Genomic DNA, 26622 nt, shown 5'->3' on the forward strand with positions numbered 1-26622 from the left:
CCATGCGCTTCACGATCAAATTGCAGCTGGGCCTGGCCTTCGGGCTGATCATCGCCCTGTTGCTGGCGGCGACCCTGTTTGGGATCAACAGTCTGTCGATGACCAACCGCGAGATGAACGCGATGGTTGATGGGCCGGCGGCGCGTCTGCAGGCCGCCCAGCAACTCAATATCCACATGCTCAATGTAGTCCGCGCCGAGAAGAACATGGTGCTGGTCGGCTCTCCGGAAGAGGTGAGGGCGCTAGAGGCGCCGATCGCCAAGGAAAAGCAGGCCTTTGAAACCCTGCTGACCAAGGCGGAAGGGCTGGCGACGGCGGTAGACAAGCCCAAGTGGGAAGCCCTGGGTTCGGCCTGGGAGCGCCTGATCGACACCCATGCGCGAATCTATGATCTGGCCATCGCCGATCGCGATGCAGAGGCGACCGCCCTGTCGATGGGCGAGGGCCGCAAGATCGTCACTGAGGCTGGTGTTCAGGTTCAGGAACTGGTCCAGCTGTCTCAAGCTGAACTGACCGCAGCCACCGACAAGGCCGACAAGGACTTCGCCGACGTCCGCAACGCCCTGATCGCGCTGACCGTGGTGTCGCTGCTGATCGCCAGCGCCGCCGCCCTGTATATCGCCATGGCCGTCAGCAAGGGTCTCAACCGCGCGTCGGACGCCGTGCGCGCCGTCGCCGAGGGCGACCTGACCAAGACGCTCACGATCACCACCAAGGACGAGATCGGCGACCTGCTGGCTCACGTCAATATCATGATCGAGCGGCTGCGCGGCGTGGTTGGCGACGCGATCTCGGCGTCGGAGAACGTATCGGCGGGTAGCCAGGAGCTGTCGGCCGCCTCGGAGCAGGTCAGCCAGGGTGCCACCGAGCAGGCGTCCGCCGCCGAGGAGGCTTCGGCCTCGATGGAGCAGATGGCCGCCAACATCAAGCAGAACGCCGACAACGCCACCCAGACCGAGAAGATCGCCCGCCAGTCGGCTCAGGACGCCGAAGTCTCGGGCGCGGCCGTCAACCGCGCCGTCGAGGCCATGCGCACGATCGCCGAGAAGATCACCATCGTTCAGGAAATCGCCCGCCAGACCGACCTGCTGGCCCTGAACGCCGCCGTCGAGGCCGCCCGGGCCGGCGAGCATGGCCGCGGCTTCGCGGTGGTCGCCTCTGAAGTGCGCAAGCTGGCCGAGCGGTCGCAGACCGCCGCCACCGAGATCGGCGCGGTGTCGTCCGACACGGTCAAGGCCGCCCAGTCGGCCGGCGAGATGCTGACCAGCCTGGTGCCCAATATCCGCCGGACGGCCGAACTGGTCTCCGAGATCAGCGCCGCCTGCCGCGAGCAGGACATCGGCGCCTCGCAGATCAACCAGGCCATCCAGCAGCTCGATACCGTCACCCAGCAGAACGCCAGCGCCTCCGAGCAGATGTCGGCGACCTCCGAGGAGCTGGCCGCCCAGGCCGAGGAACTGCAGACCTCCATCGCCTACTTCCGCACCAGCACGGCCGGCGCGCCCGCGCGGCGTCCGGCGCAGCGCGCCGTCGCCAAGCGCTCGCCCGCCCCCATCCAACGCAAGCCCGCCGCCGCTGCGCGTCAGACGGTCGCCAGTCAGCAGGCCCGGGTCTCGGGCTTCGCCCTGGACCTGACCGCGGGCGGTCCGGACGCCGACGACGCCGAATTCCGGGAATACGCCTGATGTCCGGGTCCGCTGAAGGCCAGTTTGTCACCCTGGGCCTAGGCGAGGAGGTGTTCGCGGTCTCGGTCGCCTTCGTGCGCGAGATCCTGGACTATCAATCCCCGTTCGCCATTCCCGAAGGCCCTGACTATCTGCTGGGCCTGACCGATGTTCGGGGGCGGGGCACGCCGACCATCGACCTGCGCCTGAAGCTGGGCCTGCCCCGCGCCGCGCCGACCGCCACCACGCGCATCCTCGTGCTGGACGTACCGCTGGCCGATCGCGTGCTGTCACTGGGCCTGGTGGCTGACCGGGTGATCGAGGTCGTTTCCATCGCGACGGATCAGATCGAGACGGCGCCCGACATCGGCGTGCCGTGGCGTTCAGAGTACATCCAGGGCGTCGTGCGTCGCGAGACCTCCGCCGGGAAGGGGGGCTTTGTCGTGCTGTTCGACCTGCCCCGCCTGCTGACCAGCCAGGACGCCGCCGTCCTCAGCCAAGCCGCCTAGTCAGGACACGCGCCGGATGGCGCTTGTCCCTCCCCGGGATAGAGAGCCATCATGTCGTCTCAGGCCGCCCTCCAGGCTCCGCCCCCGACCGAACAGCTGAACGCGCGCAATTTCCAGCGTCTCGCCGAGTTCATCCAGGCCTATAGCGGCATCAAGATGCCGGCCAATAAGCGCACCATGCTGGAGGGACGCCTGCGTCGGCGCATGCGCGCCACGCGGATCGACGATGTCAACGACTACTGCCGCTACCTGTTCGAGGAAGACGGCATGGAGTCGGAGGTCATTCACCTGATCGACGCTGTGACCACCAACAAGACCGAATTCTTCCGCGAGCCTGCCCACTTCGATTTTCTGGTCAACAAGGGACTGCCCGCCATCGCGGCGACCCGCACGCGCGAGATCAAGGTCTGGAGTTCGGCCTGCTCGACTGGGGCCGAGCCCTATACCCTGGCCATGATCCTCGACGAGTTCTGCGAAAGCCAGCGCGGCGTCGACTATTCGATCCTGTGCACCGACATCTGCACCGAGGTGCTGGACCAGGCCATCGCCGGCCGCTTCTCCGAGCAGATGATCGAGCCGGTTTCGATGGCGCGTCGCCAGCGCTACGTCATGCGCTCCAAGGATCGCAACCGGCCGGAGGTACGGATCATTCCGCAGCTGCGTTCAAAGCTCTCGTTCGCGCGATTGAACCTGATGGACGACGCCTACCCGATCGAGGGCGATCTCGATATCATCTTCTGTCGGAACATCCTGATCTATTTCGACAAGCCCACCCAGGCCAGCGTGCTGCGGCGGCTGTGCGGCCACCTTCGGCCCGGTGGCTATCTGTTCCTCGGCCATTCGGAGTCGATCGTCGGCATCGATCTGCCGGTCAAGCAGATCGCCAACACCGTGTTCCAGAAGCGCTAGTCCAGTGCCTCCCATCAAAAAAATCCGGGTACTGATTATAGATGACTCCGCCACGGTGCGGCAGACCCTGGCGGCGGTGCTGGAGTCGGACCCACAGATCGAGGTCATCGGCGTCGCCTCTGATCCGTTTGTCGCGGCCCGCCGGATCGCCGAGGAAATCCCCGACGTCATCACCCTGGACGTCGAGATGCCGCGCATGGACGGCATCACCTTCCTGCGCAAGCTGATGGCCCAGAAGCCGATCCCGGTGGTGATGTGCTCGTCGCTGACAGAGGCGGGATCGGAGACCCTTCTCCAGGCCCTGGAGGCCGGGGCCGTCGATATCATCCTCAAGCCCAAGGTCGGGGTCGCCGACCACCTGATGGAATCGAAGATCCGGATCTGCGACGCCGTGAAGGCGGCGGCCGGCGCGCGGCTTGCCGGGCAGCGCCGGGCGGCGTCTCCGACGACCCTGTCTCCCACCCGTTCGGGGCATGAACCTGAAAAGAAGCTGACCGCCGACGCCATGCTGCCGCCGCCGGGCGCGACGCGGGCCATGGCGCGAACCACGGAAACCATCATCTGCGTCGGCGCCTCGACCGGCGGAACCGAGGCGCTGCGTGTCCTGCTGGAAGGCCTGCCGGCGGACTCGCCCGGCATGGTGATCGTGCAGCACATGCCGGAGAAGTTCACCGCCTCGTTCGCCAAGCGGCTCGACAGCCTGTGCGCGGTCTCGGTCAAGGAGGCCGAGGACGGCGACACCGTGCTGCGAGGCCGGGTGCTGATCGCGCCGGGCAACAAGCACACCCTGCTCGAGCGCAGTGGCGCCCGTTACTATGTCTCGGTCAAGGACGGGCCTCTGGTCTCACGCCACCGACCGTCGGTTGACGTGCTGTTCCGCTCGGCCGCCCGCTCGGCCGGTTCGAACGCGGTTGGGGTGATCATGACCGGCATGGGCGATGATGGCGCGCGCGGCCTTGAGGAGATGAAGCAGGCGGGCGCCTATACCCTGGCCCAGGATGAGGCGACCTCGGTCGTGTTCGGCATGCCCAAGGAAGCCATCGCGCGCGGTTGCGTCGATCGCATCGTGCCGCTGCAGAACATCAGCCAGGAAGTGCTGCGCGCCGCCGCGCGGTAAACGGGTAGGACAGTGGCTCAGGGCCCTTTCGCGAGGACCCGGATCAGAACAGAACGTCGTCCGGATCTTCCGCCGGTGCGACGGCGACTGCGACGGAGGCCGAGCCGTGATCGTCGCCCAGGCAGTCGGTGAAGGTGCGATGCACGTCGCGTTCCTGGGCCATGGTGTATTGCTTGGCCAGCCGCGCCATGAACGGATGCAGGACGCCGCCCAAGTCATCGGTGGCGATTTCGGACTCGCCAGCCATGTCCAGCAGGTCGTCGGCGGCCTGATCCAGGGCTGAGCCGATCTGGCGCTCGAAGTCGAACCGGCCAGCGGCCCGCTGCAACATGTCGACCACGTCCTGACCCTGACGAGCCACGGCCGCGAGATCCTTTTCCACACCGTCGCCTGCCTTGCCGATCCGGGCGACCGCGCCGCTCAGCACCGAAGCCGCGGTCGTGGCCTGGCCCCCCTCGGAGGCTTCCGAGGCATCGCGGCGCCCCAGCGCCTCGGCCGCGGAAGACAGGCCGTCGAGCGAGGTGAGGGTCAGGGCGGCGGACTTTTCAAGGTGGATGGCATGCTGACGCAGTTCGACGGCGATGACGCCCAGCGGCTTGCCGGTCTCGCCGATGCGACTGCATTTCAGCGTGGTGTTCAGCGCCATCATCTGGACGTCCGCGCGGATGTTCTGAATGCCGGCGATACGTTCGGTCAGTTCGCGGGCCGCCTCGGCCGCCGAACGGCTGACATCCTCGGCCGCCTGTTCGCCGGCCGTCATGTCGCCCACCAGATCAAGCGCCTGGCCGACATTGCTTTCGAGGCTGCGGAGGAAGCCGTTCTCGGCGCCTTCGTTCTGACCATAGGCCAGGTCGCGCAGGCGCAGAATTTCCGAAGCGTCGGAGGCCATGCCCGAGATGTTCGAGCCGATCCGGGTGACGTCGCGGTGAAAATCCTCGGCTGTCGAGATCAACTGGGCGGCTAGCAGGCGATGCACGAAGGCGTCCGCGCGTTCGCGCTGGTCTGCCGACAGGGCGCCCCGGCTCTCCGCCAGGAATTGCAGACCGGCCTGTACGTGTTCGATCCGTTGGCGGGTGATGTCGCCGATCTGCAGGGCGGCAAGGCCGCTCCCGACCTTCTTCTGGACGTCTCGCGCCAGGGCCGACACGCTGACGGCGACGCTGGAGATCTTGGCGTGATGCGCACCGATCGCCGTGGCGCTGGCCATCAGGGCGTCCGGCACGGCAGGCAACAGGGTCACGCAGTGTCGACCCAACTCCTGCTCCTGGCTGAGCGCCGTCCGCAGAGTGTCGTCCAGGCTCATCAGGTCGGCATTGAAGGCGTCGAGCTGGGCGCGGCCCATATCGATGCAGTCATAGATCTCCTGCGCGAAGATCGCGAACTCGGGTCCGGCCGCGACAATGCCGCCGGAGGTGATCTTGATGTTGATGGCGAAGACCCGGAGATAGGCCAGATGCTGGCGCATCTCCTCGATGCACGCCGCCAGGCTGTCGCCGACCTTGACCAGCTCGCCCACGCGAACGCGCCGGCTCTCGAGACTGTCGGGCAGCGAGCGCAGGGTCTTGGCCGCCTCGGCCAGTTCCGCTGTGGTAGTCGTGACGGTCTCGACGTCGAGATTGTCGCGCATCCGGTCCAGCGAGGCGATCAGGGCGCCGACGCCTTCCACGGCCCGCGACAGAACGTCGCCGGCCTCCAGGAAGCGTCCCTCGATCGCTTGACGGGCGGCCTCGAGACGCGCGTCGATCTCCGATCCCTGGAGGGGCGGGGACGTCGTGGCCGCAACAGCCAAAGGTGATGCCAAGCCCATGAATTCGCCGGATGATTTACACTGGAGGCCAGTATCGCCGGTATGTGCGAAGGTCCGGTAAAGACCGGCGGACATACCGCGCCTCAGGCGCTGATCGCGAGGCCTTCGGCATGGGCGCTCGCCGCCTCGAACGCTTGGCCGATGGCGGCGAACAGCATGGCGCTGGTGATCGGCTTCTCAAGGTGGAGATCGGCGCCCGCGTCGCGGCTGGCGCGGATGTGCTCGGGACGCGCATTGGCGGTCAGCATGATGATCGGCACCCGACCGCCGCCGGTCGATGCTTCCAGATCACGGATCTCACGAACGGCCGACAGCCCGTCCATCACCGGCATCTGCATGTCCATCAGGATCAGGTCCGGACAGTCGCGCCTGAACACGTCGGCGGCCTCGCGGCCATTCTCGGCCGTGTAGATATGGGCCAGGTCGCCCAGGATCAGTTCGACGATCTTGCGGTTGGTCGGGTGGTCATCGGCTACCAGGATGCGGGGAACGCCGGCCGTGGCAACGGCGACTTCGTCTGGCGCCGGGGCGGCTTCCGCTGCCCGGTGCGGGGTCAGCGGCAACTCGAACCAGAACGTGGATCCCACGCCCGGTGCGCTGTCGCAGGACAGGGTCCCGCCCATCAGCTCCACCAGTTCGCGCGAGATGGCCAGACCCAGACCCGAGCCGCCGAACCGGCGTGTGAACGAGGTGTCGGCCTGCTGGAAGCGATCAAAGAGCCGGCTCTTTTCGGCGACATCGAAGCCGATGCCCGTATCCGCAACCGAGAAGCGCGTCGCGCCGCCGGCTCCCGGGACTATATCGAGCCTGACCTGCCCCCGGTCTGTGAACTTGACGGCGTTGCTGAGCAGATTGGTCAGCACCTGTCGCAGACGGGCGCCGTCGCCGGTGACCACGATGTCCGAACCTGGGGCAACGTGGGTTTCGAGCACCACACCCTTTTCCTCGGCGCGCAGCGCGCAGAGCGCCGCGATCGAGCGCGCGGTGTCGCCCACATGGAAGGGGCCGGTCTCTATCACGACCTGGCCCGACTCGATGCGCACCAGATCCAGAATGTCAGACAGCAGACGTTCCAGGCTCTGGCCGGAGGCCAGGATGATATCCACGAGTTCCCTGGCGCGCGGAGTCAGATCGCTTTTGGCCAGCAGATCGGCGCCCGCGACAATGCCGTTCAAGGGCGTACGGATTTCGTGGCTCATATTGGCCAGGAAGGCGGTCTTGGCCTGGCTGGCCTGTTCTGCCTGGTCCAGGGCCACGCGCAGGGTGGCGGCGGCGGCCTTCTGGGCGGTGATGTCCTCGCCCAGCGTGATCAGGTGGCGGGCGCCGACATCGTCGTAGGTGGCCAGGGTCTTGGTCAGGTAGCAGCGCGCCTCGCCGCCATTGCCCTGGCTGACGACCTGTTCCGAGAGATGCATCTCGCCTGTGTTCAGAACCGAGGCCTCGCGCTCTGCTGTCCGCGCCGCGAAGTCGGGGTCGGAAGCGAAGATGTCCGACACAGTCCGGCCCAGAGCCTCGTCGGCGACTATATCGAAGGCGTCCTCGGCCGCGCGATTGATCAGTACGTAGCGGCCGTCCTCAACGTTCTTCACGGTCAGGGGCGATGGAAGAAGCTGGATGACGGTCTTCAGAAAGCCCTGGGTCTCGACTTCCTGGGTAACGTCACGGGCGGTGGCCAGCAGGCGCACGACAGCGCCGGCGCGATCACGGATGGGCGAGATGGTGGTGTCGCAATAGGTGCGACTATGCTGGGCCTCGCCCAGAAAGGCGCGAAACCGCGCCATCTGGCCGTTGACGGCGGTATTGAAGGCGCGGTCCAGGGAGAAGCGGCTTTCCTCGGGCCAGATGCGCCGCCAGTTACTGAGGTCGACGGACTCAGCGGGAAACTTCGCCTGCGCGCGCTGGTTCACATGTTCGATCGAGCCGTCTGGTCGCAGGATCCAGGCACAGTCCTGACTGGCGTCCAGAATATCAAGGGCTCCATAGCCGCCTTGATCGCTCGAGGACTTGCCGGCCACTGCTTCAACACCTCTTGCTTGGGTCAGAGCGCGGCGCACGGATCAGCGGACTCTTGCCGCCATAAGGGCATGCCGGATTGAAAAGACTCTTAAGTTGATGGCGCAAGCTTGACCTTGTCTCCATAATCCCAAAAAATGAGATCAGTATCTGAAATGTGAAACTAATTGCATCCTTCATATCTCGCTGTTACGGATTCCATGGCGGTGGCGCGAGATCCGATCACGCGCCTTGGTCATGGCTGGATCGCCCGGAGCCCACGGACGACGCGCGCGGGAGTGAGCGATGCCCCCCATTTCTCGCCGAAATCTGATGCAGGGCGCGGCGGGACTGGCCGCTGTGACGGCGGCCTTACCGGCATTGCCTGCTCCATCGTCCAAGCCCAGCGTCGACCTCACCTGGCTGGGTGGCGCGGCCAGGCGTGTGGAGGGCGAAGCCGTTTGGGGAGCGCCGTGGCCGCGCGGCGCGATCAAGGCTTCCTCCCGCTTCAGGGCATCGGCGGGGGCCGGCGAGCTTCCGCTCCAGACTTGGCCCCTGGCCTACTGGCCCGACGGCTCGCTAAAATGGACCGGTCACGCGCTGGCGGGACCCGTGACCGCCGAAACCATACGGATCGAACCAGGCCAGCCAGCCCGGCCCGCCAGCCCTGTCATCGTTGTCGCGACGTCCGAGTCGATCACTGTCACGACGGGCGATCTGATCTGTCGGCTGGCCCGTCGGGGATCATCCCTGATCACTTCGGTCACGCGCAACGGTCGCGAGGCGCTGCGTAACGGCCGTCTCGTCTGTCTGCGCCAGGATCGGTTCCAGGCCGAGACCGGTGTCCTGCGCACCCAGGCCTTCGAGAGCCAGGTGACCAGCGCCACGGTCGAGCAATCGGGCCCAGTGCGGGCGGTGGTGCGGCTGGACGGGATACATCGCGGCGCGGGGCGCGACTGGCTTCCGTTCAGCGTGCGGGTGGCCATTGCGGCCGGCGGCGGCATGACCCTGACGCACACCTTCACCTTCGATGGCGACGCCGCGACCGATTTCATCTCTGGGCTGGGGGTGCGGTTCGATGCGCCGCTGACGGACGAACTTCACAATCGCCACGTCCGCTTCGCCGGAGCCGCCGACGGGCTCTGGGGCGAGGCAGTGCGTAATCTGCCGGGCTGGCAGCCGGCCAAGTTCGCGCTGGCGGGGCGCTTCGCCGACCAACTCGAAGGCAAGCCGGTTCCGTCCCTGGCCGAGATGGACGCCAAGACCCAGGCGCAGCTTCTGACCGTGCCGGCCTGGGACGACTTCTCGCTATTCCAGGGCGACGCTGACCATTTCGATGTTCGCAAGCGCACCGGCCAGTCCAGCGCCTGGCTGCAAGCCGGGCAGGGCGCGCGCGCGGGCGGACTGGGCTATCTCGGCGGGCCTTCTGGCGGCGTCGCCTTTGGCCTGCGCGATTTCTGGCAGCGGCATCCGACCGAACTGGAGATCAATCGCGCGACCAGCGACCTGGCCAGCGTGACCCTGTGGCTCTGGTCGCCGCGCGCCCAGCCGATGGACCTGCGCCACTACAGTGACCGCGCCCACGGCCTGGAGATCCAGTACGAGGACGTCGAGGCCGGTCACAGCACGCCGTTGGGCATCGCCCGGACCAACGAGATCTTCCTGTGGTTCACGTCCTCCACACCCGCCCGCGCCGCCCTGGCCAAGATGGCGGAGACCGTGCGCGCGCCGCCGCTGCTGGTCTGCGCGCCGGCCCACTACAAGGCCTGCAGTGTGTTCGGCGTGTGGAGTCTTCCCGATCGCGCCGATCCCTCGAAGGCAAGGTTGGAAGAGGCCCACGACAGCTTGCTGGCCGTGTATCTGAACGAGATCGAGCAACGTCGCTGGTACGGGTTCTGGGACCACGGCGATGTCATGCACACCTACGACAATGAGCGCCACGCCTGGCGCTACGATGTCGGCGGCTATGCCTGGGCCAATAGCGAACTGGTGCCGGAGCTGTGGCTGTGGAGCGCCTATCTGCGGTCGGGGCGCGCCGATCTGTTCCGGATGGCCGAGGCCATGACCCGCCACACCAGCGAGGTCGACACCTATCATCTGGGGCCGTTCGCTGGCCTGGGCTCGCGACACAATGTCAGCCATTGGGGCGACGGGGCCAAGGAAGCGCGGATCAGCCAGGCGCTGCTGCGCCGTCACTACTACTATCTGACCGCGGACGCCCGAACCGGCGACATCATGGCTTCGATGGTCGACGCCGATCACGCCCTGGTGGCGGTGGATCCGCTGCGCAAGATTCTCAAGAAGCCCGAGCAGCCGACCCACGCCCGCAGCGGTCCAGACTGGTTCGCCTTCGCCAGCAACTGGATGACCCAGTGGGAGCGCACCGGCGACTGGCGCTGGCGGGACAAGATCGTCAGGGGCCTGGATGCGATCTCGGCCTCGCCTTACGGCATGTTCTCGGGGCCGGGTTTTGGCTACGATCCCGCTACCGCGACGATGACCTCTATCGGCGGCGAGTTCGGCTCCAGCTATCATCTGGTGACGATCATGGGCGGGGCCGAGTTCGTCTTCGAGCTTTCGACCCTGATCGACCATCCGGCCTGGACGAAAGCCTGGACGCGGTTCTGCGCCTTCTACAACGCGCCGCAGGCGGAACGGGTGGCGGCCCTGGGGCCTAAGGCGGTCGATCGGCTGTTCGGCTATCCGGTCTGGCACGCGCGCCTGACAGCCTATGCGGCCCGAATGACGGGCGACCCGGCCCTGGCGCGACGCGCCTGGTCGGAGTTTCTGGTCGATGGACGCACGGGTGAGGCCAGCCTGTCGGTCGCCACCGTCAAGGTCGGCGGGCCGGCGGTGCTGGAGCCGATCCTTGAACTGCCGGCGCTTTCGACCAACCATTCCTCGCAGTGGGGGCTGAACATGATCGAGGTGCTCGACTTGGTGGGCGATGCGATCCCGCATCCGCTGCCTTCGGTCTGGCGCTAGCCATGCCGTCGCGCCGCCAGGCCCTGGTTCTGGCCACCGGTTGTGTTGTCACGGCGTTTGGCGGCGCCCCGGCGATCGCCGCGCGAGCCTACGAGCCCTGGCGAATTGGAAGAAATCTCTACACGGACAAATTTCGCGACGGTCTTGGCCGCTGGCTGGTCGAGGCCGAGGCTCCGTCGCGCGTTCAGGCGTCCGGGGGTGTGCTGGAGATCGACGCGCCCGAAGGTGTGTCGGTCTGGTTCCGTACGGAACTGATTGGTCCGGTGATGATCGAGTACCGCGCCCAGGCGGTGTCGGCCGGCGGCCCCAACGACCGGGTCAGCGACCTCAACGCCTTCTGGATGGCGAGCGATCCGCGTGCGCCCGGCGACCTGATCGCCCGTCCGCGCTCCGGCGCCTTCTCCGACTATGACCCGCTGCGAACCTATTATGTGGGGCAAGGCGGTAATGGCAACACGACCACGCGGTTCCGACGCTATGTCGGCCGTGACGGTGAACGGCCGCTTTTGCCGCAGAACGATCGCAGGGGCGCGGTCGACATGCTGGTTCCCAACGCGATCCAGACCGTGCGGCTGATCGCGTTTGGCGATCTGATCCAGTACTGGCGTGACGACCGGAAGGTGTTCGAGTACCGCGACGACGCGCCCTATACGCGGGGCTGGTTCGCCATACGCACCACGCGCAGTCACCTGCGGATCAGTCACTTCAGCATCCGCGCCCTCGAAGCGCGCTAGACACCGGCGTCCAGAACGGCCGCAACATGGGCAAGGGTCTTGGGGCGATAGGCCGGCAGCTTAGTCCAACGCGTACGGGCCGCCTGGGACACCTCGTCGATGAACTTTGGGCCTTCCCGGTCCTTTGACCCTATCAGGCCCAGCACGATCGAGCCCACGCTGCGGTCAGAGCCACGGAGGGGCGCGGTGGGGTCGGCCGCCGCCGAGAAGTCGCCCAACTGATCGGGAGAGAAGGCCAGACCCGCCTTCAGCGCACCGTCCATCATCCAGAGCAGCGGCGGTAGCGAGATGCCCCCATCGGACTCGCCGCCGCCAACAGCCCCATGCCCGCCGGGAAACCAGGTCTGCTGATAGGGGCGCTGGTCATAGGGCAGGTCGCTGGCTCCGGCATTGGCGTTGAGCGCGTCGATATTGCTCCACAGGGTGGGGGTGAAGGTCTCGCGTCGCTCGTCGATGGCCACGGCGTGTCGGGCGTTCCAGACGAAGCGGGACAGGGCGGTGTCGTGGAACTCGTACTTGCCGTTGATCTGTTCCGAAAAGGGCAGGCCGCGCGGAATGCCCAGCGAGCCGACCGTGTCCCAGACGCCCAGGAACTGGATCCAGCCCGTCTGGTCGACGTCGTGCGTGACGGTCTTGGCCGGGGAGTCAGGATCGAAGGCCCGGCTCGCCAGCGCCGGATCGCCGTCGTGACAGAAGTTGCGCCGGAAACGCTTGATCTCGACGGCGTCCTTGTCGTGGTCGCGATAGAGGGTGATGGCGCGCTCGCATTCCGAGGCGTTCTCGCGCTTGAGCACCCAGACCTGCCGCAGCAGGCCCGCCAGACTGCGGGCGGTGTAGGCGCCGCGACTGAAGCCGAAGATGAAGATACGGTCGCCGGGCTCGTAGTTGAGGGCCAGGAACTCGTAGGCTTCCATCACCTTGCGATCCAGGCCCTCGCCCAGCGCGCCGCCCAGGATGCGGGTGGCCTTGTCCAGCACGCCCGTGCCCACCCCGACGCCGTCGTCATAGAAGATGACCTGCGGAATGCTCTGGCTACCGCGTGTGGCGCGCGGAGCCAGGGCTCGGGTCAGGCGGGTTACGTTGGTGGGGAAGCGCTGTGACAGCTCCTGCCAGGTGCCGTCGCAACAGATGACCAGGTTCTTCATCGTCGTCGCTCCCCGTCAGGATTGCGCGCGATGATACAACCAAAGGTCTTTAAAGCGAAGAGTGATCGCCTTGTCAGGCGCGCGCCAGCGAGGGCAGGACGTCGGCATGGCGGGGCATGGCGTCGGCGGTCTGCCGGATCTCGCGCCGAATCTGCTCGAACTCGGCCGCGATGCGATCGGTGTCGTGCAGATCGACCAGAGGGTCATAGGACCTGGGGCGGATGCCCTGGCCGTCCAGAACCGCCTGCCAGCTGGTGGCGGTGAACATCTCCTCGGGGTGCTGGGACAGGCGACCACAGGCCCGGAACAGGGCCAGGCGTTCGGACAGGCTATCGGGCAGCTCCATCTCGCGGCGCGCCCGCCACAGCGGCTCATCGCGCTGGTTGGCGTGATAGTGCAGGATGATGAAGTCGCGGATGCGCTCGAAGTCCAGCCGGATGCGCCTGTTGTAGTCGTCGACCTGGGCCGGCTCCCAGGTCTTGCCCGGGAACGACGACAGGAACTTCAGCAGCCCGGCCTGGATCATGTGGATGCTGGTCGATTCCAAGGGCTCGATGAAGCCGCTGGCCAGGCCCAGGCTGAGCACGTTCTTGTTCCACGCCTTCTTGCGACGGCCGGTGACGAAGCGCAGGCGATTGGGTTCTGCCTGGGCCTCGCCGCCCAGGCTGGCGCGCAGGGTGCGCTCGGCCTCCTCGTCGTCGATGAACTGGCTGGAATAGACATAGCCGTTGCCGTCGCGATGCTGCAGCGGGATGTTCCATACCCAGCCGCCGGCCTTGGCCGTGGAGCGGGTGAAGGGATCTGGATCGCCGGATCGCGCGCACGGCATGGCCATCGCCCGGTCGCAGGGCAGCCAGTGCGACCAGTCCTCGTAACCCGTCTCCAGGACCTGCTCGATCAGCACGCCTCGGAAACCCGAGCAGTCGATGAAGAAGTCGCCTTCTATCCGGCGATCCTGGTCCAGCAGCAAGGCCTCGACGAAGCCGTCGGTTCCGCGCTGGGCGACATCGAGGACCTTGCCCTCGACGCGCGTGACGCCCAGCCGCTCGGCGTAGGTCCGCAGGTAGCGGGCATAGAGCCCGGCGTCGAAGTGGAAGGCCGAGCCGAAGGTCGAGAGTGGGGAGTTGGGATCATGGCTCTGTTGGCCAAACCGACCGCGCCGCGCGGCCTGGTCGCACAGGGAGTAGTCGCCCAACGGCCCGGCCTTGTTCAGGGCCGACAGTTTCAGCCAGTACTGATGAAAATAGCCAGGATCGGGCGACACGCCATGGACGCCGAACGGGTGGAAATAGCTCTCACCGGGCCGTGTCCAGCCCTGGAACGCGATGCCCAGCTTGTAGCTGCCCTTGGTCTCGCGAATGAACTCGGCCTCGTCCAGGCCCAGGGTGGCGTTGAAGCTCCGGATCGGTGGAATGGTCGCCTCGCCCACGCCAACCGTGGCGATCGCGTCGCTCTCGACCAGGGTGATCGCGCAGCGCCGCCCCAGGGCGCGAGAAAACAGCGCCGCCGCCATCCAGCCCGCCGTGCCGCCGCCCAGTATGACGATCGAATTGGGCAGGTTGTCGCTTTTCGGGTCGATCACCGGATGCTCCTTGAGCGCCGCCGATCATGACCCGCCGGCGGCCGGAAACAAGTCCGGGACCGCCCACGCAGGAGGGGCGGTCCCGGTAAGGTTCAGAACGGCGGGAGGGGATGCAAACCCGCCGTCAGGGAGGCGATTACATGCCGAACTTGAACCGCGCCCCGACCGACAGACGGCGGTCGCCGCCGACGAACCGGAACGGCAGGTTCGGGAACTGCAGATAGGTCTTGGCGTCTTCCTTGGTCAGGTTGGACCCTTCCAAGGTCAGCTTCAGAGCCGGCGTGACGGAGAAGGCGACCTGACCGTCCAGTTGTCCGTAGGCGTCGTTGTAGATGCCCAGGGTATGGACGTCGGTCCCGGCGCCGAAGCCGTAGTTGCCGACGAAGGCCTTGTCGCGCCAAGCGTAGGAGAGTCGGGCCGAGAAGGGGCCGGTCTCATAATAGCCCTGGACGTTGAAGGCGCTCTTCGACACGCCGGGGATCGGCAGGCTCTTGGAGTAGTCGTTGAAGTAGGGCGAACTGGAGTCCGAGTAGGTGTAGTTGGCGGTGAAGCCGACCCCGAAGTCGAACGCATACTGAGCCTGCAGTTCGACACCCTTGATGGTGCCGCCTTCGCCGTTCACGACCGACGAGAACGGACCGACGGAGCTGCCGGCGACCGACTGGTCCTTTACGGTGATGCTGTAGGTGTTGGAGACGATGAACGAGTCCACCGTCTTGTAGAAGAACCCGGCCGACAGCAGGCCCTGGCCGCCGAAATAATGCTCATAGGCGATGTCGAACTGCGAGGCCCGGAAGGGGTCGAGGTTCGGGTTGCCGCCGCTGCCGTTGGTATAGAGGAACTTGTCCAGGTTCGGGCCGGGGTTGGACGAGCGCGTGAAGTTGTACGACGCGCCCTGACCCAGATCGAAGAGGTTCTGCGACGAGACCACGCGGGCGGCGCTGGCGCGGACCTTGTCGGTGTCGCTGACCTCGAACACGCCCGACAGGCTGGGCAGCACATCGGTGTATTCGCGGACGGTGCGGGCGGCGTCGGGGTTCTTCAGCACGCCGTTCCAGCTGTCGGTGCCCCACCACAGGGGGGTGACCGGCGTGTTGGATGAGTCGATGACCAGCTTGGTGTGAACGATCCGGACGCCGGCATTGACGTGATAGGCGTCGTCGGCGTCGCCCAGGTCGGCCATCGCGTAGCTCGAGGTCGTCTCGTCCTTGATTTTGAAGGACTCGATCGGATCCTTGTAGAAGCCCAGCTTGGTTGACGGATACAGGGCCTGCAGCCAGGCGACCGGATTCTTCATCTGGCCGTAGTCCTGGAAGATCGCCTTCACGCCATGCACGTTATCGGTGACCGCGCGGCTCGGGGCCGAGGCGGCGGTCTGGTACGGCGTCACGACGGCCGGCGAGTTGCCGAAGCGCGAGCAGCCGTAGAAGGCGATGTCGCACTTCTTCAGGCCGATGGCGCCGTCCTGGAAGTAACCCAGCGGCGTCCAGTCCACGAACACGCCGTGGTCGGTGGTGCCCTGGGCCGTTGCCGGCAGTTCGCCCTTGCCCGAATAGTCAGCCAGATAGCGGCCATAGGTCGAGTCGATCTTGCGGTCCGAATAGCGACCGCCGAAGCTGATCACCAGATTGGCTTCCTCGGCGAAGGTCGGCTTGTATTTGAAGTCCGCCGTCAGCGCGGTGTCGTCGATCTTGGACTTGTCGCCGAAGGCCCAGTGCGACTTGAAGAACACCGAGCTGGGCGTCGCCATGGCCGTGGCCAGATTGGCGGCCGGCGTGAAGGTCGGGTAGTCGCCGTTGGTGTAGCCGTAGGTGGCGACCAGCGGCGCGGTCGAGTTCGGCGCGAAGCCGGCGATGCCGTCACGCACGCCGTACTGGGTATAGCGCGTGTCGACCTGACCGGAGGTCGAGGCGTAGTCGGACTTCGACACCGCCGCGCGAACCTTGCCGGTCAGGCGTCCGCCATTGTCCCAGTCGGCCGCGAACTGCACGTTGTCGGTCTTGGCGTGGGCGTTCTTGGCGAAGGTGTCGCCTTCCGACGAGTTGGCCGTGACGTTGCCCGACTGCAGGATGCCGTTGCTAACCGACAGGCCCTGCGCGTTGTAGGTCGCGTTTTCGTTGGCATAGGCCCACTTCAGGGAGTGCTCGCCCGTGAAGATCTTCAGGTCCGAGTGGAACCAGTCGGCCCGGACCGAGAGCGAGTCGGAGACGCGCAGGTCGGCGTTCAGCGAGAAGGCCTTACGCTCGCGTTCCTGGTGCCGGTTGTTGGTGTAGCGGTATTCCGGCGACCAGACATTGACCGTGCCGGTCTGGGTCTGGTTGTTCCCCGTGGCCGTGGCGCGGCCCAGATAGGCCCAGTTGCCCCGGTTTTCACCGCTCAGGATCTCGGTGTCGATATTGGTCTTGTCCCAGGTGAAGCTGCCCAGGAGGCCGAAATTGTCCGTGAACTTGTGGCCCAGGACGACCGAGATCTGGGGCTGTTCCTTGCCCTTGAACGAGCCCTTGTTGTAGCGCAGGTCGGCCGACACCGTGGTGTCGCCCTTCACATCGAGGGCGTTGCGGGTCTTCAGGTTGACCGTGCCGCCAAGCCCGCCTTCGATGACGTCGGCGCGGGGCGACTTGATCACATCGACGCCGGCCAGCAGGTCGGACGGGATGCCTTCCAGCGAGTTGGTCTGCTTGGCGTTGCCCTCGCCGAGGCGGAAGGCTTCAAGGCCCGACAGGAAGGTGTCGCCGTTCAGCAGGGTGACGTTCTGGTCCAAGCCCCGGATCCGGACCTTGGTGCCCTGGCCGTTTTCGCGGTCGATCTGGACGCCGGGCAGGCGCTGCAGCGACTCGGAGATGTTCTGATCGGGGAATTTCCCCATGTCCTCGGCCGTGACCGATTCAATGATCAGGTTGGAGTTCTTCTTCAGGTTCAGTGCGTTGGCCAGCGAAGCGCGGAAACCGGTGATGACCACCTGTTCGACTTCGGTGCTTTCGGTTTTCGCCTGGGCGTGAACCTGGCCGGCGGTGATCATGGCGAGCGCCGACGTCGCGGTCAGCAAGGTCGCGCGAGACCTATGGAATGACTTTCTCAAGACCTAGTACCCCTCTGCATAAGTTGACGCGCGGAGGCTCACGCCCGGAATCAGAGATCCGGGATGGAACCGCGCTAGCTTTTGGGATGCCTGACGCATCCTCCCCGTACTGATCCCGGCTCTCGTTGGGCCGGTGACCTTGAGCCCCGAAGGATCCAAAGGCAGCGCTGTCAATTGAAATCGACAGCGCTGTCAGCGACAGTCAGATAACAACGTTTCAATTCTTCTTGCAAGTTGTTTTAATTGGCCTGACGTGCGCGTCGGGCCTGTCAGACCAGTGGCTGGAGCGCTACGGTGAGCCGACAGTTTTTGACGAGGCATCCTCTTGGTCGATCAGTCCGCTCCCGCGGCAAACACGCGGCGCCGCAGCGTCGGAGCCAGTTTTTCGGGCACCAACCTGGAGCGAGCCGGCGACCACAATCAGCGGGTCACGCTTCAGGCGATCCGGGCCAGGGGGCCGATCACCCGTGTCGAACTGGCCGAGATCACGGGCCTGACGCCGCCGGCCATCGCCAATATCACCAAGCGGCTGATGGACATGGGCCTGGTGCTTGAAGCCGGACGCCTTCACGGCGGTCGAGGCCAGCCCGCCATGACCCTGATCGCCAATCCCGAAGGCGGCTTCGCGATCGGGGTCCATATCGACCGCGACCACATTACCGCCGCCCTGGTGGATTTCTCCGGGCAGGTGCGTGCGCGCGAGAGCCTGGAGATCGCCTTTCCGCTGCCTGATGATGTGGCGCGGTTCTGGGCGGGCGAGGCGGGGCGGCGTCTGTTCGCCGCCGTGCCCGCGCCGGATCGGCTGCTGGGCATCGGCGTGGCCCTGCCCGACGACTTGGGCAAGGTCGTCCTGCCGCATAGGCCCGACAGTTTCGACGCCTGGAACAATGTCGACCCCGCCAGCCTGTTCGCCCGCGCCGGCGGCCCCCCAGTCTTCGTCGAAAACGACGCGGCCGCCGCCGCCCTGGGCGAGCTGCAGTACGGCCACGGGCTGCGCAAGCCCAGCTTCTTCTATGTGCTGATCGCCGCAGGCCTGGGGGGCGGACTGATCATCGAGGGCGAATATTTCCGGGGCGCCGACGGCCGCAGCGGCGAGCTGGGCTTCCTGCCGATGCGGACGGGGTCGAACGGCGCCTCACTGCAGTCTGTCGTGTCGCTTTCGGCCCTCTACGCCGTTGTCGAGGCCGGCGGCTTCTCCGTGGTCGATCCTACCGGACTGCTTGAACTACCGGCCGAGGGCCAGGCTCTGATCGGCGAGTGGGTCCAGCGGGCGGCGGAGGCGCTGGTCGATCCGGTGGTCAATATCAGCTGCCTGATCAATCCAGAGGCCGTGTATCTGGGAGGGCGTCTGCCAGCACGGATCGTCGATGAGCTGGCCACGGCGCTGAACACTCGCCTCGCGGCCCTGACGGGCATGCCGGCCATTGCCCGGGCCCGCCGCGCGGCGACCTCGGCGGATGGCCCCGCCATTGGCGCGGCCATCCTGCCGATCATCGACCAGCTCTTGCCGTCGCGGGCGACATTGCGCAAGACGGCCTCTGTTTAGCGACCGGTGATCGCCGCCTTCGTCGGCGTGACGTTCCAGCCCCGCACGGCCAGATCCAGTTTTCCGGAGGCGGCGGTCAGCGGATAGCGAACCTCCACCGCGCGGCGCTCACCGGGTGTCAGCGACAGGTAGTTGTCGCTGTAATAAGCGGGCAAGACAGCCCGGCCCTCTGCGTCCGTCAGGGTCAGCTTCAGGTTCAGGGCCGGCGCCGCGCCGTTGTTGGCGAGGTCCGCGGTCAGCACCACCTCGCCGCCGTCGACGCGGCGGGTGGTCTTCAGCGCCACGGCCTGGGGCGTCATGGCCGAGAGCTTGCGAGAGCCGGCCGCGTCGCCCGCGATCCAGTAGGTGTTGTTGTCCAGCGGCTCACCCTTGGCCCCAGATAGATCCAGCCGGACGATGACCGCGCCCTCGGCGACGAGGACTGAGGTCAGGTCAAGAGCGTCCCCGACGCTGACGCTGTCAGCCTTGGCGCTGAAGCTGAATGCGCGTTCCGACAGAAGACGGCCATTCAAGGCGAAGACCCTGGCCCGAACCTTGGCGTCACCCAGATCGACGCCGCCGTTGTTGACCAGCGCCAGGCGGTGATCGGCCAAGCCCATCTGGACGTGAACCGTCTCGGCCGCCTTCTTGACCCCGTAGAACGCGCCGTGGGTGTCGTAGTCGTGGCTATAGATTTGCCACATCGTGCTGGGCCAGGCGGGCTGGGTCATCCACAGCAGACGGCCCGAAGACTTGGTCCACAGCTCGGCGTTCATCCCTTCGAACATCGCCCGATGGGTCTCATAGTTCATCAACTGGGCCTTGCGCTCGAAGTCTTCGAGGTCGGTGGGAGGGCCCAGCTTGGCGGCCATGGCATCCTGGAACGATTTCACCGCGCCGTTCCCGGTCGGATGCCAGTCGTGATAGGCCCAGCTGTCGCTGATCGGCCAGCGATCGGCTTCGGGCACGGCGGCCTTGAAGGCTTCCAGCGTCGGGAACGACGGCGTGCCGACCTCGACCGAAAAGCCCTTGGCGTGCTCGCTGAAATAGCTGGAAGGTTCGCGGTAGTTATAGGGCCCGCTGTTCTGCAGGTTCACCCGGTTTGAGCTGCCGGTGTACCAGCGCGTGCCGTCCAGATCGTGGACCAGAGCCTCCAGGCCTTCATTGAGGATCGGCTGTGGCACGCCCTCGTTGCGGCCGAACCACAGGGCGATCGAGGGGTGGTTGCGGAACCGCTTGATCACGTCGGCGGCGTTGGCCAGGAACAGCGGAACGTCCTGCGGCTCGAGTTGGTAGTCCTGGGTCGAGGCCCAGAAATCATTGAGGATCAGCAGGCCGTACTCGTCGGCCAGATCGTAGAAGACCTCTTCGGTGTTCTGGCCCACCCAATTGCGGATGATGTTGAGGTGGGCCTCCTTGTGCAGTCGGAAATAGGGCTCCAGCCGCTCGCGCTCGACGCGCTTGCGCCAGTCATCCATCCCCCAGTTGCCACCGCGCGCGGCGATGCGTCGCCCGTTGACCTTGATCACCAGATACGGCGTCAGGCCGGTGTCCGGTACGTCGCGCACGGCCGGCGAGGTGTCGCCCTGAGCGGTGAGCGAAGTGGCCCAGCCGTCCGGAACCTTGTGGATGCCTTCGTGGCTGCCGTCGGTGATGTCGTGCCCCAGCTGGCGAGCCTTGGAGAAATCCACCTCGACCCGGCGCAGATGGCCGGCGGGGTTCATCAGGCTGAGGTCGTAGGTGATCTGGCGCATGCCAAACCGCAGGGCCTTTTCATCCGAGGTCTGACCGTCGGCCTTGGCGAACAGGGTCAGGGCGTGCAGGGCCGGCGCGCCATACCCATTGGGCCACCACAGCTTTGGATTCTTTACTGACAGCGCCGGGAATTCGGCGGGCGTGAACCTTGCTTCCGACAGGCCGGGCGGGGCCGTGATGGCCTTTTCGACGCGGACGTCGTCAAACGCTGCAGTGACGGTGATCCGCACGGGCCTGTCGCTGAGGTTTTCGACGGGAACCGTGATTTCGACATCGGCCTGGCTGTTGTCCGCCCTGGGCAGGGTGGTGATCACCTGGGCGTCGCCCAGACGCGCGTCGCCGGTGGCTCGCAGGGTGACGTCCTGCCAGATGCCGGTATTGCGGTCTCGGACGCTGGGGATCCAGTCCCACCCTTCGGCGGCGACGAAGGTCGGGCCGTCCAGGGCCATCATGCCGCCGTTCTCCCCCACGCCGGCGGTCAGGGATTCCTCGTGGGCGATGCCTGGATGCGGCGGTGGTGAGACCTTCACCGCCAGCACATTTGCGCCGGCCACCAGCGCCTTGCTGACGTCGAACTGACCGCGAATGAAGGCGCCCTTCATCGCGCCCAGCCTTTGGCCGTTCAGCCAGATCTCGGCAGCGTAGTTGATGCCCTTGAACGTGAGCAGCAGGCGTTTGCCGGCCAGATCCGCCGGCGCGTCGAAGGCCGAGCGGTACCAGTAGTCCTGCCGGCTCAGGCTTTCCGGGATCAGGGTATTGTTCAGCCCATGGTCGGGATCGGCATAGACGCCGCGGTCAACCAATGTGGTCAGCACCGTTCCGGGTACGGTGGCGGCTTTCCAGGCGCTGGCGTTGAAGTCGGGTCTCGAGATCCTTGCCCCGTCCGCACCGACGCTGGGCGCGTCGATCAGCGACCAGCGCTTCAGCGTCCACAGTCCCGCGCCGTCAGGCTTCAGCGCCGGGCCGGAATAGGCGGGAATGGCGACGGGCCGGTCAGGCGTCGGCGCCTTGCTTCTGGGCAGGGTCCAGGGATCCTGCGGCGCGGTCTGGCCATACATCTGGCGCACCTGCACCGGCCAGGTCGGGCTGCCGGTGTCGAACACGGTCAGGGCGTCGTTGGGCGGAGCCTTGGCGAGGGCAGCGATCGCTTCAGGCGTCGCTGCGGCGCCGTCATAGCCAAAGCCGGCCAGGGTTCCGGCGAACGGCGCGAAACCCGCCACCTTGCGCGGGGCCAGACGCAGCCTCGCCGGGACCGGGCCGCTGGCCAGGGGAGCGCCGCCAACAACCTGGCCGTCCACGAACAACCGAACCGCCGCGCCGTCGGACACCGCCGCGACCTGCCGCCACTGGCCGGGTGTCCAGACGATCTTGGTCACGACCTCAGCGCCGTCGCTGCGGACACCCAGACCTTGGGGGCTCAAGATCAGATAGCGGCCCTTGCCGGACGGGTCGCCGACCCCGGCGATCAAGGTCGAGCCCGAAGGCGCCTCCGACAGCTTCACCCAGGCCCGCAGCGTCCAGGGCGCGTTGGCAGGCAGGATCGCGCCGGGCGCGAGGCCCGGCAGGTCGCGGGCGATCTCGTCGCCACCGGCCGGGAACGTGGCGTTGAACGGTCCCGCCGATTGTCGCGTCGACCCGGTGGCGGGCGCGAACAGGGCGGCGGCGACCGCGATCAGCGCCGTCGAGCGGAGCAAGCCAATGCCTGAACCCATGATCGTTTCCTCCTCTTCGCGCCGGCGATTACGTGACCGCCCGGCTGCTCTTGTTCAGATGTGATGCGGTATTGGCGCCTCGGTGGGATTCCACAGCATGGCCGCGCCTCGCACGCCGGAGGCGTCGCCCCAGCGGGCCGGGGCCAGCCGGGCCGTCCAGCGATCGGAAAAGACGTGCGGCGCAATGTAGCCGGGCAGGCGATCGTATAGCGCCTCGACCTTCGACAGACCGCCGGCGAAGACGAAGACGTCCGGGTCCAGGATGTCGCAGATCATCGCCAGGCCGCGGCCCAGTCGGTCGAAAAGTCGATCCAGAGCCTCGACGGCCTGGGCGTCGCCAGCTTCCGCCGCCGCGACGATTTCCTCGCCTTTCAGGGGGCGGCCGGTCCTGGCCTCGAAGTCGCGACGCAGGCCCGAGCCGGAGACCCAGGTCTCGAGGCAGCCCCTGCGACCGCACCAGCAGGCGGGGCCCGGCGCCTCGTCCGCCGTCGGCCAGGGCAGGGGCACGTGACCCCATTCGCCGCCGACGCCATTGGCGCCTTCGACCAGCCGGCCGTCCACCACGACCCCGCCGCCGCAGCCGGTGCCCAGGATCACGGCGAAGGCCGTCCTGGCGCCGCTGGCCGCGCCGTCAGTGGCTTCTGATAGCGCCATGCAGTTGGCGTCATTGGCCAGCCGGACGGGACGCGACAGGGCCGCCTCGAGATCTTCGCGGGGCGTGCGGCCGTTCAGCCAGACGGTGTTGGCGTTGCGCACCATGCCTGTGGCCGGAGAGATCGACCCGGGCGCGCCTACGCCGACAGTGCCGCGCGCGCCAATGGCCGCCTCAGTGTCAATGATCAGTTCACGGATTGTGTCGATAGCGCCGGCATAGGAGCTGGGTGTCGGCGCGCGCAATCGCGATAGATAGCCGCCGTCGGGGCCCAGGGCCGCGACCTCGATCTTGGTGCCGCCCAGATCGACCCCGATCCGAACAAACCCTGTCTGCTCCCTGTCCAACGTCTTGTCCCCGGCGCCTGGATTTGGCGAAGACAGATCACAGAGGAATTATAAAAACAATTTGTTTTATTATTGCGGGCGGTCAGGGCCTCAGCGCGCGGCAGCGCGCTCTAGGGGTAGGTGAGGGCCTGCGGCTCCGAATCCTCGCCCTGGAACACCAGGGTGCGGGTCACGCCAAAGCGGCGGACGTTCACCTGATTGGCCTGGTCACCATAGACGTCGGCGAACATCATGGCCTGCACGGCGACGGGACCGCCGGCGTCCTTCGCAGCGATGTGGCCGCCATAGACCAAGCGGACCTCGTCGGCGCCGAGGGTGACATCCTTCAGCGTCAGGTCGACGGCCACGCCCTCGACGGCCAGGGTGAACCGGCGGCCGACATAGGTGGTCATCGCCTTGACCGCGTCCGGGTCGTCCAGGCTGGCCTGGGCGTTGGGCGCGATCACGGCCAGCGCGGGCTCGGCGTCGTGGGTCTGGAGCCGGTGGCTGACCGTTATGTCGCCTGTACGGGCGTCGATCTCCACGACGCTCAGCGCGCCGTGGCCGCGATGGGCGGCCGCCGGAAACGGCGAGAGCAGGGCCCCCGCCGCCAGCATCAGGGCCGCGACGCGCGCGATCACTTGGGCCCGTCGCCCTTCTTCTCTTCCACAGCGGGCTGAGTGTTGAGGCTGTCAGGGTCGACTTTCAGGTTGGCGTCCTTCATCCGGTTGCTGCCCGGTTCGGGCGGCTTGGTGATCTTCAGGGTCGTGGGCGTGATCGCGCCGTCGAAGACATTGTTTGAGCGGTCGGCGTCGGCGGTTTCCCAAAGGGGATCCAGCTCGGCGCCCTTCACCTGCTTGGTCGAGACGTACTGCCAGGTGACGGTCTTGGAGTTCTTGCGCCAGATCTCGGCCGGGATGCGGATCGTCTCGGTCGTGCCGTCGGTGTAGTCCAGCTTCAGGATCACCGGCATCACCAGGCCGCCGATGTTGCGGAAGGTGAAACGGTAGAAGTTGTCCTTCACGTCCTGGGCGGCGGCTTCTTCCGGCGTCAGGTCCTCGCGCGCCGTCTTGGCGCGCTTCTTCGCCCCTTCGGTGACCGTAAATTCGTCGGTCTGATCGTAGAAGTCGCGGGTCTTGGGATCCAGTTCCGTCACGGTCTTGCCGGTGTTGCGGCTGGCGGTCAGCGAGCCCGGCTCCTTGTCGCGCAGGGCCTTGCGGGCGGCCGCCTCGGCGTCCGGATCAGCGCTCTCCAGACGACCCTGCACCACCTTGTCCAGGGCGATGTCGACGTGGTCGGTCGAGTAGAACCAGCCGCGCCAGAACCAGTCGAGATCAACCCCTGACGACTCCTCCATGGTGCGGAAAAAGTCGTAAGGCGTGGGGTGCTTGAAGCGCCAGCGGTTGGAATATTCCTTGAAGGCGCGGTCGAACAGTTCGCGACCCATGATGGTCTCGCGCAGGATGACCAGGGCGGTGGCGGGCTTTGAATAGCCGTTGGGGCCGAACTGCAGCACCGAGTCCGACTGGGTCATCAGCGGCACCTGGTCCTGGCTGACCATGTACTCGACGATGTCCTTGGGCTCGCCGCGCCGCGACGGGAACTTGGCGTCCCACTGCTTCTCGGCCTGGAACTCCAGGAAGCTGTTGAGGCCCTCGTCCATCCAGGTCCACTGACGCTCGTCGGAATTGACGATCATCGGGAAGTAGTTGTGCCCGACCTCGTGGATGACCACGCCGATCAGGCCGGTCTTGGCGCGCTCGGTATAGGTCAGGGCACCCGTCTTCTTGTCCTTCACCGGCCGGGGGCCGTTGAAGCTGATCATCGGATATTCCATGCCGCCCTGTGGCCCGTTCACCGACTGGGCGATGGGGTAGGGGTAGGCGAAGGTGAAGCCCGAATAGACCTTCAGCGTCTGGGCTATGGCCTTGGTGGAATAGGCGTCCCACAGCGGGCGAGCTTCCTTGGGGAAGAACGACATCGCCATGACCAGGGGATGCTCGGCCTTCGGGTCGGCCTGCTTCACGCCCATGGCGTCCCAGACGAACTTGCGCGAGGTGGCCCAGCCAAAGTCGCGGACGTTCTTGGCCTTGAAGACCCAGGTCTTGTCGCCGGTGGGCTTGCCCTGCTCGGCGGCGACCGCTTCTGCGGGGGTGACCACATAGACCGGCTCGCTGGCCGTGCGGGCCTTGGCCAGGCGCTCGCGCTGCGCTGCGCTCAGCACCTGCGCGGCGTTCTGAAGCTCGCCCGTGGCCGAGACCACGTGGTCGGAGGGCACGGTCAGGGCGACGGTGTAGTCGCCGAATTCCAGGGTGAATTCGCCGCCGCTGAGGAAGGTCTTGTTGTGCCAGCCCTCATAGTCGGAATAGACGGCCAGGCGCGGGAACCACTGGGCGACCTCGAAGATGCAGTTGCCGTCGTCGCCCTTGGCGGTGAAGCATTCATAGCCGCTGCGACCGCCGACCAGCTTGGTCTCGATCATCGGGAACGACCATTCGATGGTCAGCTTGGTCTCGCCGCCATTGGCCTTGACCGACTGGGGCAGGTCGACGCGCAGCATGGTGTCGACGACGGTGAACTTCAGCGAACGGCCCTGGGCGTCCTTGACCGACTTGATGGTCATGCCGCCTTCCCACTCCTGGAAGCGCTTGGCGCGGCGCACCTGGTTCAGGGTGACGCCGTCGCCCGACACCGTCTCGGTCATGTGACTGATCGAGCTGCGCTTGAAGTCGTTCTGGTCAAGCATCAGCCACAGGTAGGGCAGGTCGTCGGGCGAGTTGTTGCGATAGGTGATCGCGGCCTTGCCGGTGACGGTCTTGGTCGGCTCGTCCAGGCGGGTGGAGATGTCGTAGTCGACCTTCTGCTGCCAGTAGCGATAGCCCGGCGCGCCCGAGGCGTTGCGATAGTCGGTCGGCGAGGGCCAGTCCTCGCCCTCGAGCTGGCGGAACTTGTCCTCGAAAGGGGCCTTGGTCTGCTTGATCGCATCGGCGTGAGCGACGGAGACGGCCAGAACGGCGGCGATTGCACCGGATACGGCGTAACGAACTGACATCTTCAGCAAAACGAAAAACCCCCAAACCAGGACGCGGACATTACCCCAGGCGGCTACCTTGGCCAGAGGCATGGCGA

Annotated in this window: 16 protein-coding genes; 7 read left to right on the plus strand and 9 right to left on the minus strand. The window is 66.3% G+C overall.

All coding sequences use genetic code 11. The features are described from left to right. Positions 1-2 precede the first annotated feature (2 nt). The 4 genes from ACQY9P_RS09415 to ACQY9P_RS09430 are packed head-to-tail and all read left to right on the plus strand — an operon-like array spanning position 3 to position 4199. Positions 3-1685 carry a methyl-accepting chemotaxis protein gene (locus tag ACQY9P_RS09415; RefSeq protein ID WP_421739518.1) on the plus strand — a complete coding sequence of 561 codons (1683 nt, stop codon included), beginning with the start codon at positions 3-5 and terminating at the stop codon, positions 1683-1685. Further along, positions 1685-2173, plus strand: coding sequence for a chemotaxis protein CheW (locus tag ACQY9P_RS09420; protein WP_421739517.1), 489 nt, complete (start codon positions 1685-1687; stop codon positions 2171-2173). Before ACQY9P_RS09415 ends, ACQY9P_RS09420 begins: the two co-directional genes overlap by 1 nt. 51 nt (positions 2174-2224) lie before the next feature. Further along, positions 2225-3082 (plus strand): CheR family methyltransferase, encoded by an 858-nt coding sequence (locus ACQY9P_RS09425; RefSeq protein WP_421739516.1) that lies wholly within the window; start codon positions 2225-2227, stop codon positions 3080-3082. A 13-nt stretch (positions 3083-3095) separates the two neighbouring features. Beyond that, complete coding sequence (locus ACQY9P_RS09430; RefSeq protein WP_421740124.1) at positions 3096-4199, plus strand: protein-glutamate methylesterase/protein-glutamine glutaminase; 1104 nt, start codon at positions 3096-3098, stop codon at positions 4197-4199. Positions 4200-4242: 43 nt separating this feature from the next. Here the strand turns inward: ACQY9P_RS09430 and ACQY9P_RS09435 are convergent, their stop codons facing one another. Together ACQY9P_RS09435 and ACQY9P_RS09440 are read right to left on the minus strand one after the other, a co-directional pair. Continuing rightward, complete coding sequence (locus tag ACQY9P_RS09435; protein ID WP_421739515.1) at positions 4243-5988, minus strand: hypothetical protein; 1746 nt, start codon at positions 5986-5988, stop codon at positions 4243-4245. 101 nt (positions 5989-6089) lie between these two features. Further along, complete coding sequence (locus ACQY9P_RS09440) at positions 6090-8021, minus strand: ATP-binding protein (protein WP_421739514.1); 1932 nt, start codon at positions 8019-8021, stop codon at positions 6090-6092. Between the two features lie 283 nt (positions 8022-8304). Between ACQY9P_RS09440 and ACQY9P_RS09445 the strand changes: the two genes are divergently transcribed. Further along, the gene (locus tag ACQY9P_RS09445; protein WP_421739513.1) at positions 8305-10983 is read left to right on the plus strand and encodes a Tat pathway signal sequence domain protein; all 2679 of its coding nucleotides are present in this window, start codon (positions 8305-8307) and stop codon (positions 10981-10983) included. A gap of 2 nt (positions 10984-10985) precedes the next feature. Further along, on the plus strand, positions 10986-11717 hold the full coding sequence (locus ACQY9P_RS09450) for a DUF6250 domain-containing protein (RefSeq protein WP_421739512.1): 732 nt from the start codon (positions 10986-10988) through the stop codon (positions 11715-11717). On the opposite strand, the gene ACQY9P_RS09455 is transcribed toward ACQY9P_RS09450, so the two are convergent. The 3 genes from ACQY9P_RS09455 to ACQY9P_RS09465 form a co-directional block, all read right to left on the minus strand. Next, positions 11714-12862 (minus strand): DUF2235 domain-containing protein, encoded by a 1149-nt coding sequence (locus ACQY9P_RS09455; protein WP_421739511.1) that lies wholly within the window; start codon positions 12860-12862, stop codon positions 11714-11716. The genes ACQY9P_RS09450 and ACQY9P_RS09455 overlap by 4 nt on opposite strands. A 73-nt stretch (positions 12863-12935) precedes the next feature. Beyond that, a complete protein-coding gene (locus ACQY9P_RS09460; RefSeq protein WP_421739510.1) occupies positions 12936-14444 on the minus strand; it encodes a tryptophan halogenase family protein in 1509 nt (502 codons plus the stop codon). Between the two features lie 136 nt (positions 14445-14580). Then, positions 14581-17490, minus strand: coding sequence for a TonB-dependent receptor (locus tag ACQY9P_RS09465; protein WP_421739509.1), 2910 nt, complete (start codon positions 17488-17490; stop codon positions 14581-14583). A 358-nt stretch (positions 17491-17848) separates the two neighbouring features. Between ACQY9P_RS09465 and ACQY9P_RS09470 the strand changes: the two genes are divergently transcribed. Beyond that, entirely contained in the window at positions 17849-19069 is a 1221-nt protein-coding gene (locus ACQY9P_RS09470) for an ROK family transcriptional regulator (RefSeq protein ID WP_421739508.1), read from the plus strand. On the opposite strand, the gene ACQY9P_RS09475 is transcribed toward ACQY9P_RS09470, so the two are convergent. The 4 genes from ACQY9P_RS09475 to ACQY9P_RS09490 all read right to left on the minus strand — a co-directional run bounded on the left by ACQY9P_RS09475 (position 19066) and on the right by ACQY9P_RS09490 (position 26545). Then, entirely contained in the window at positions 19066-22515 is a 3450-nt protein-coding gene (locus ACQY9P_RS09475; protein ID WP_421739507.1) for a glycosyl hydrolase 2 galactose-binding domain-containing protein, read from the minus strand. The two genes, ACQY9P_RS09470 and ACQY9P_RS09475, sit on opposite strands and share 4 nt — an antisense overlap. 54 nt (positions 22516-22569) lie before the next feature. Further along, positions 22570-23514 carry an ROK family protein gene (locus tag ACQY9P_RS09480; RefSeq protein ID WP_421739506.1) on the minus strand — a complete coding sequence of 315 codons (945 nt, stop codon included), beginning with the start codon at positions 23512-23514 and terminating at the stop codon, positions 22570-22572. A gap of 110 nt (positions 23515-23624) precedes the next feature. Further along, entirely contained in the window at positions 23625-24134 is a 510-nt protein-coding gene (locus ACQY9P_RS09485; RefSeq protein ID WP_421739505.1) for a DUF6702 family protein, read from the minus strand. Further along, entirely contained in the window at positions 24131-26545 is a 2415-nt protein-coding gene (locus ACQY9P_RS09490; RefSeq protein WP_421740123.1) for a M1 family metallopeptidase, read from the minus strand. The genes ACQY9P_RS09485 and ACQY9P_RS09490 overlap by 4 nt, the downstream gene beginning before the upstream one ends. Between the last annotated feature and the right edge of the window lie 77 nt (positions 26546-26622).

Origin of the sequence: Caulobacter sp., from assembly GCF_965279145.1 — a bacterium.
Lineage (GTDB): Bacteria > Pseudomonadota > Alphaproteobacteria > Caulobacterales > Caulobacteraceae > Caulobacter.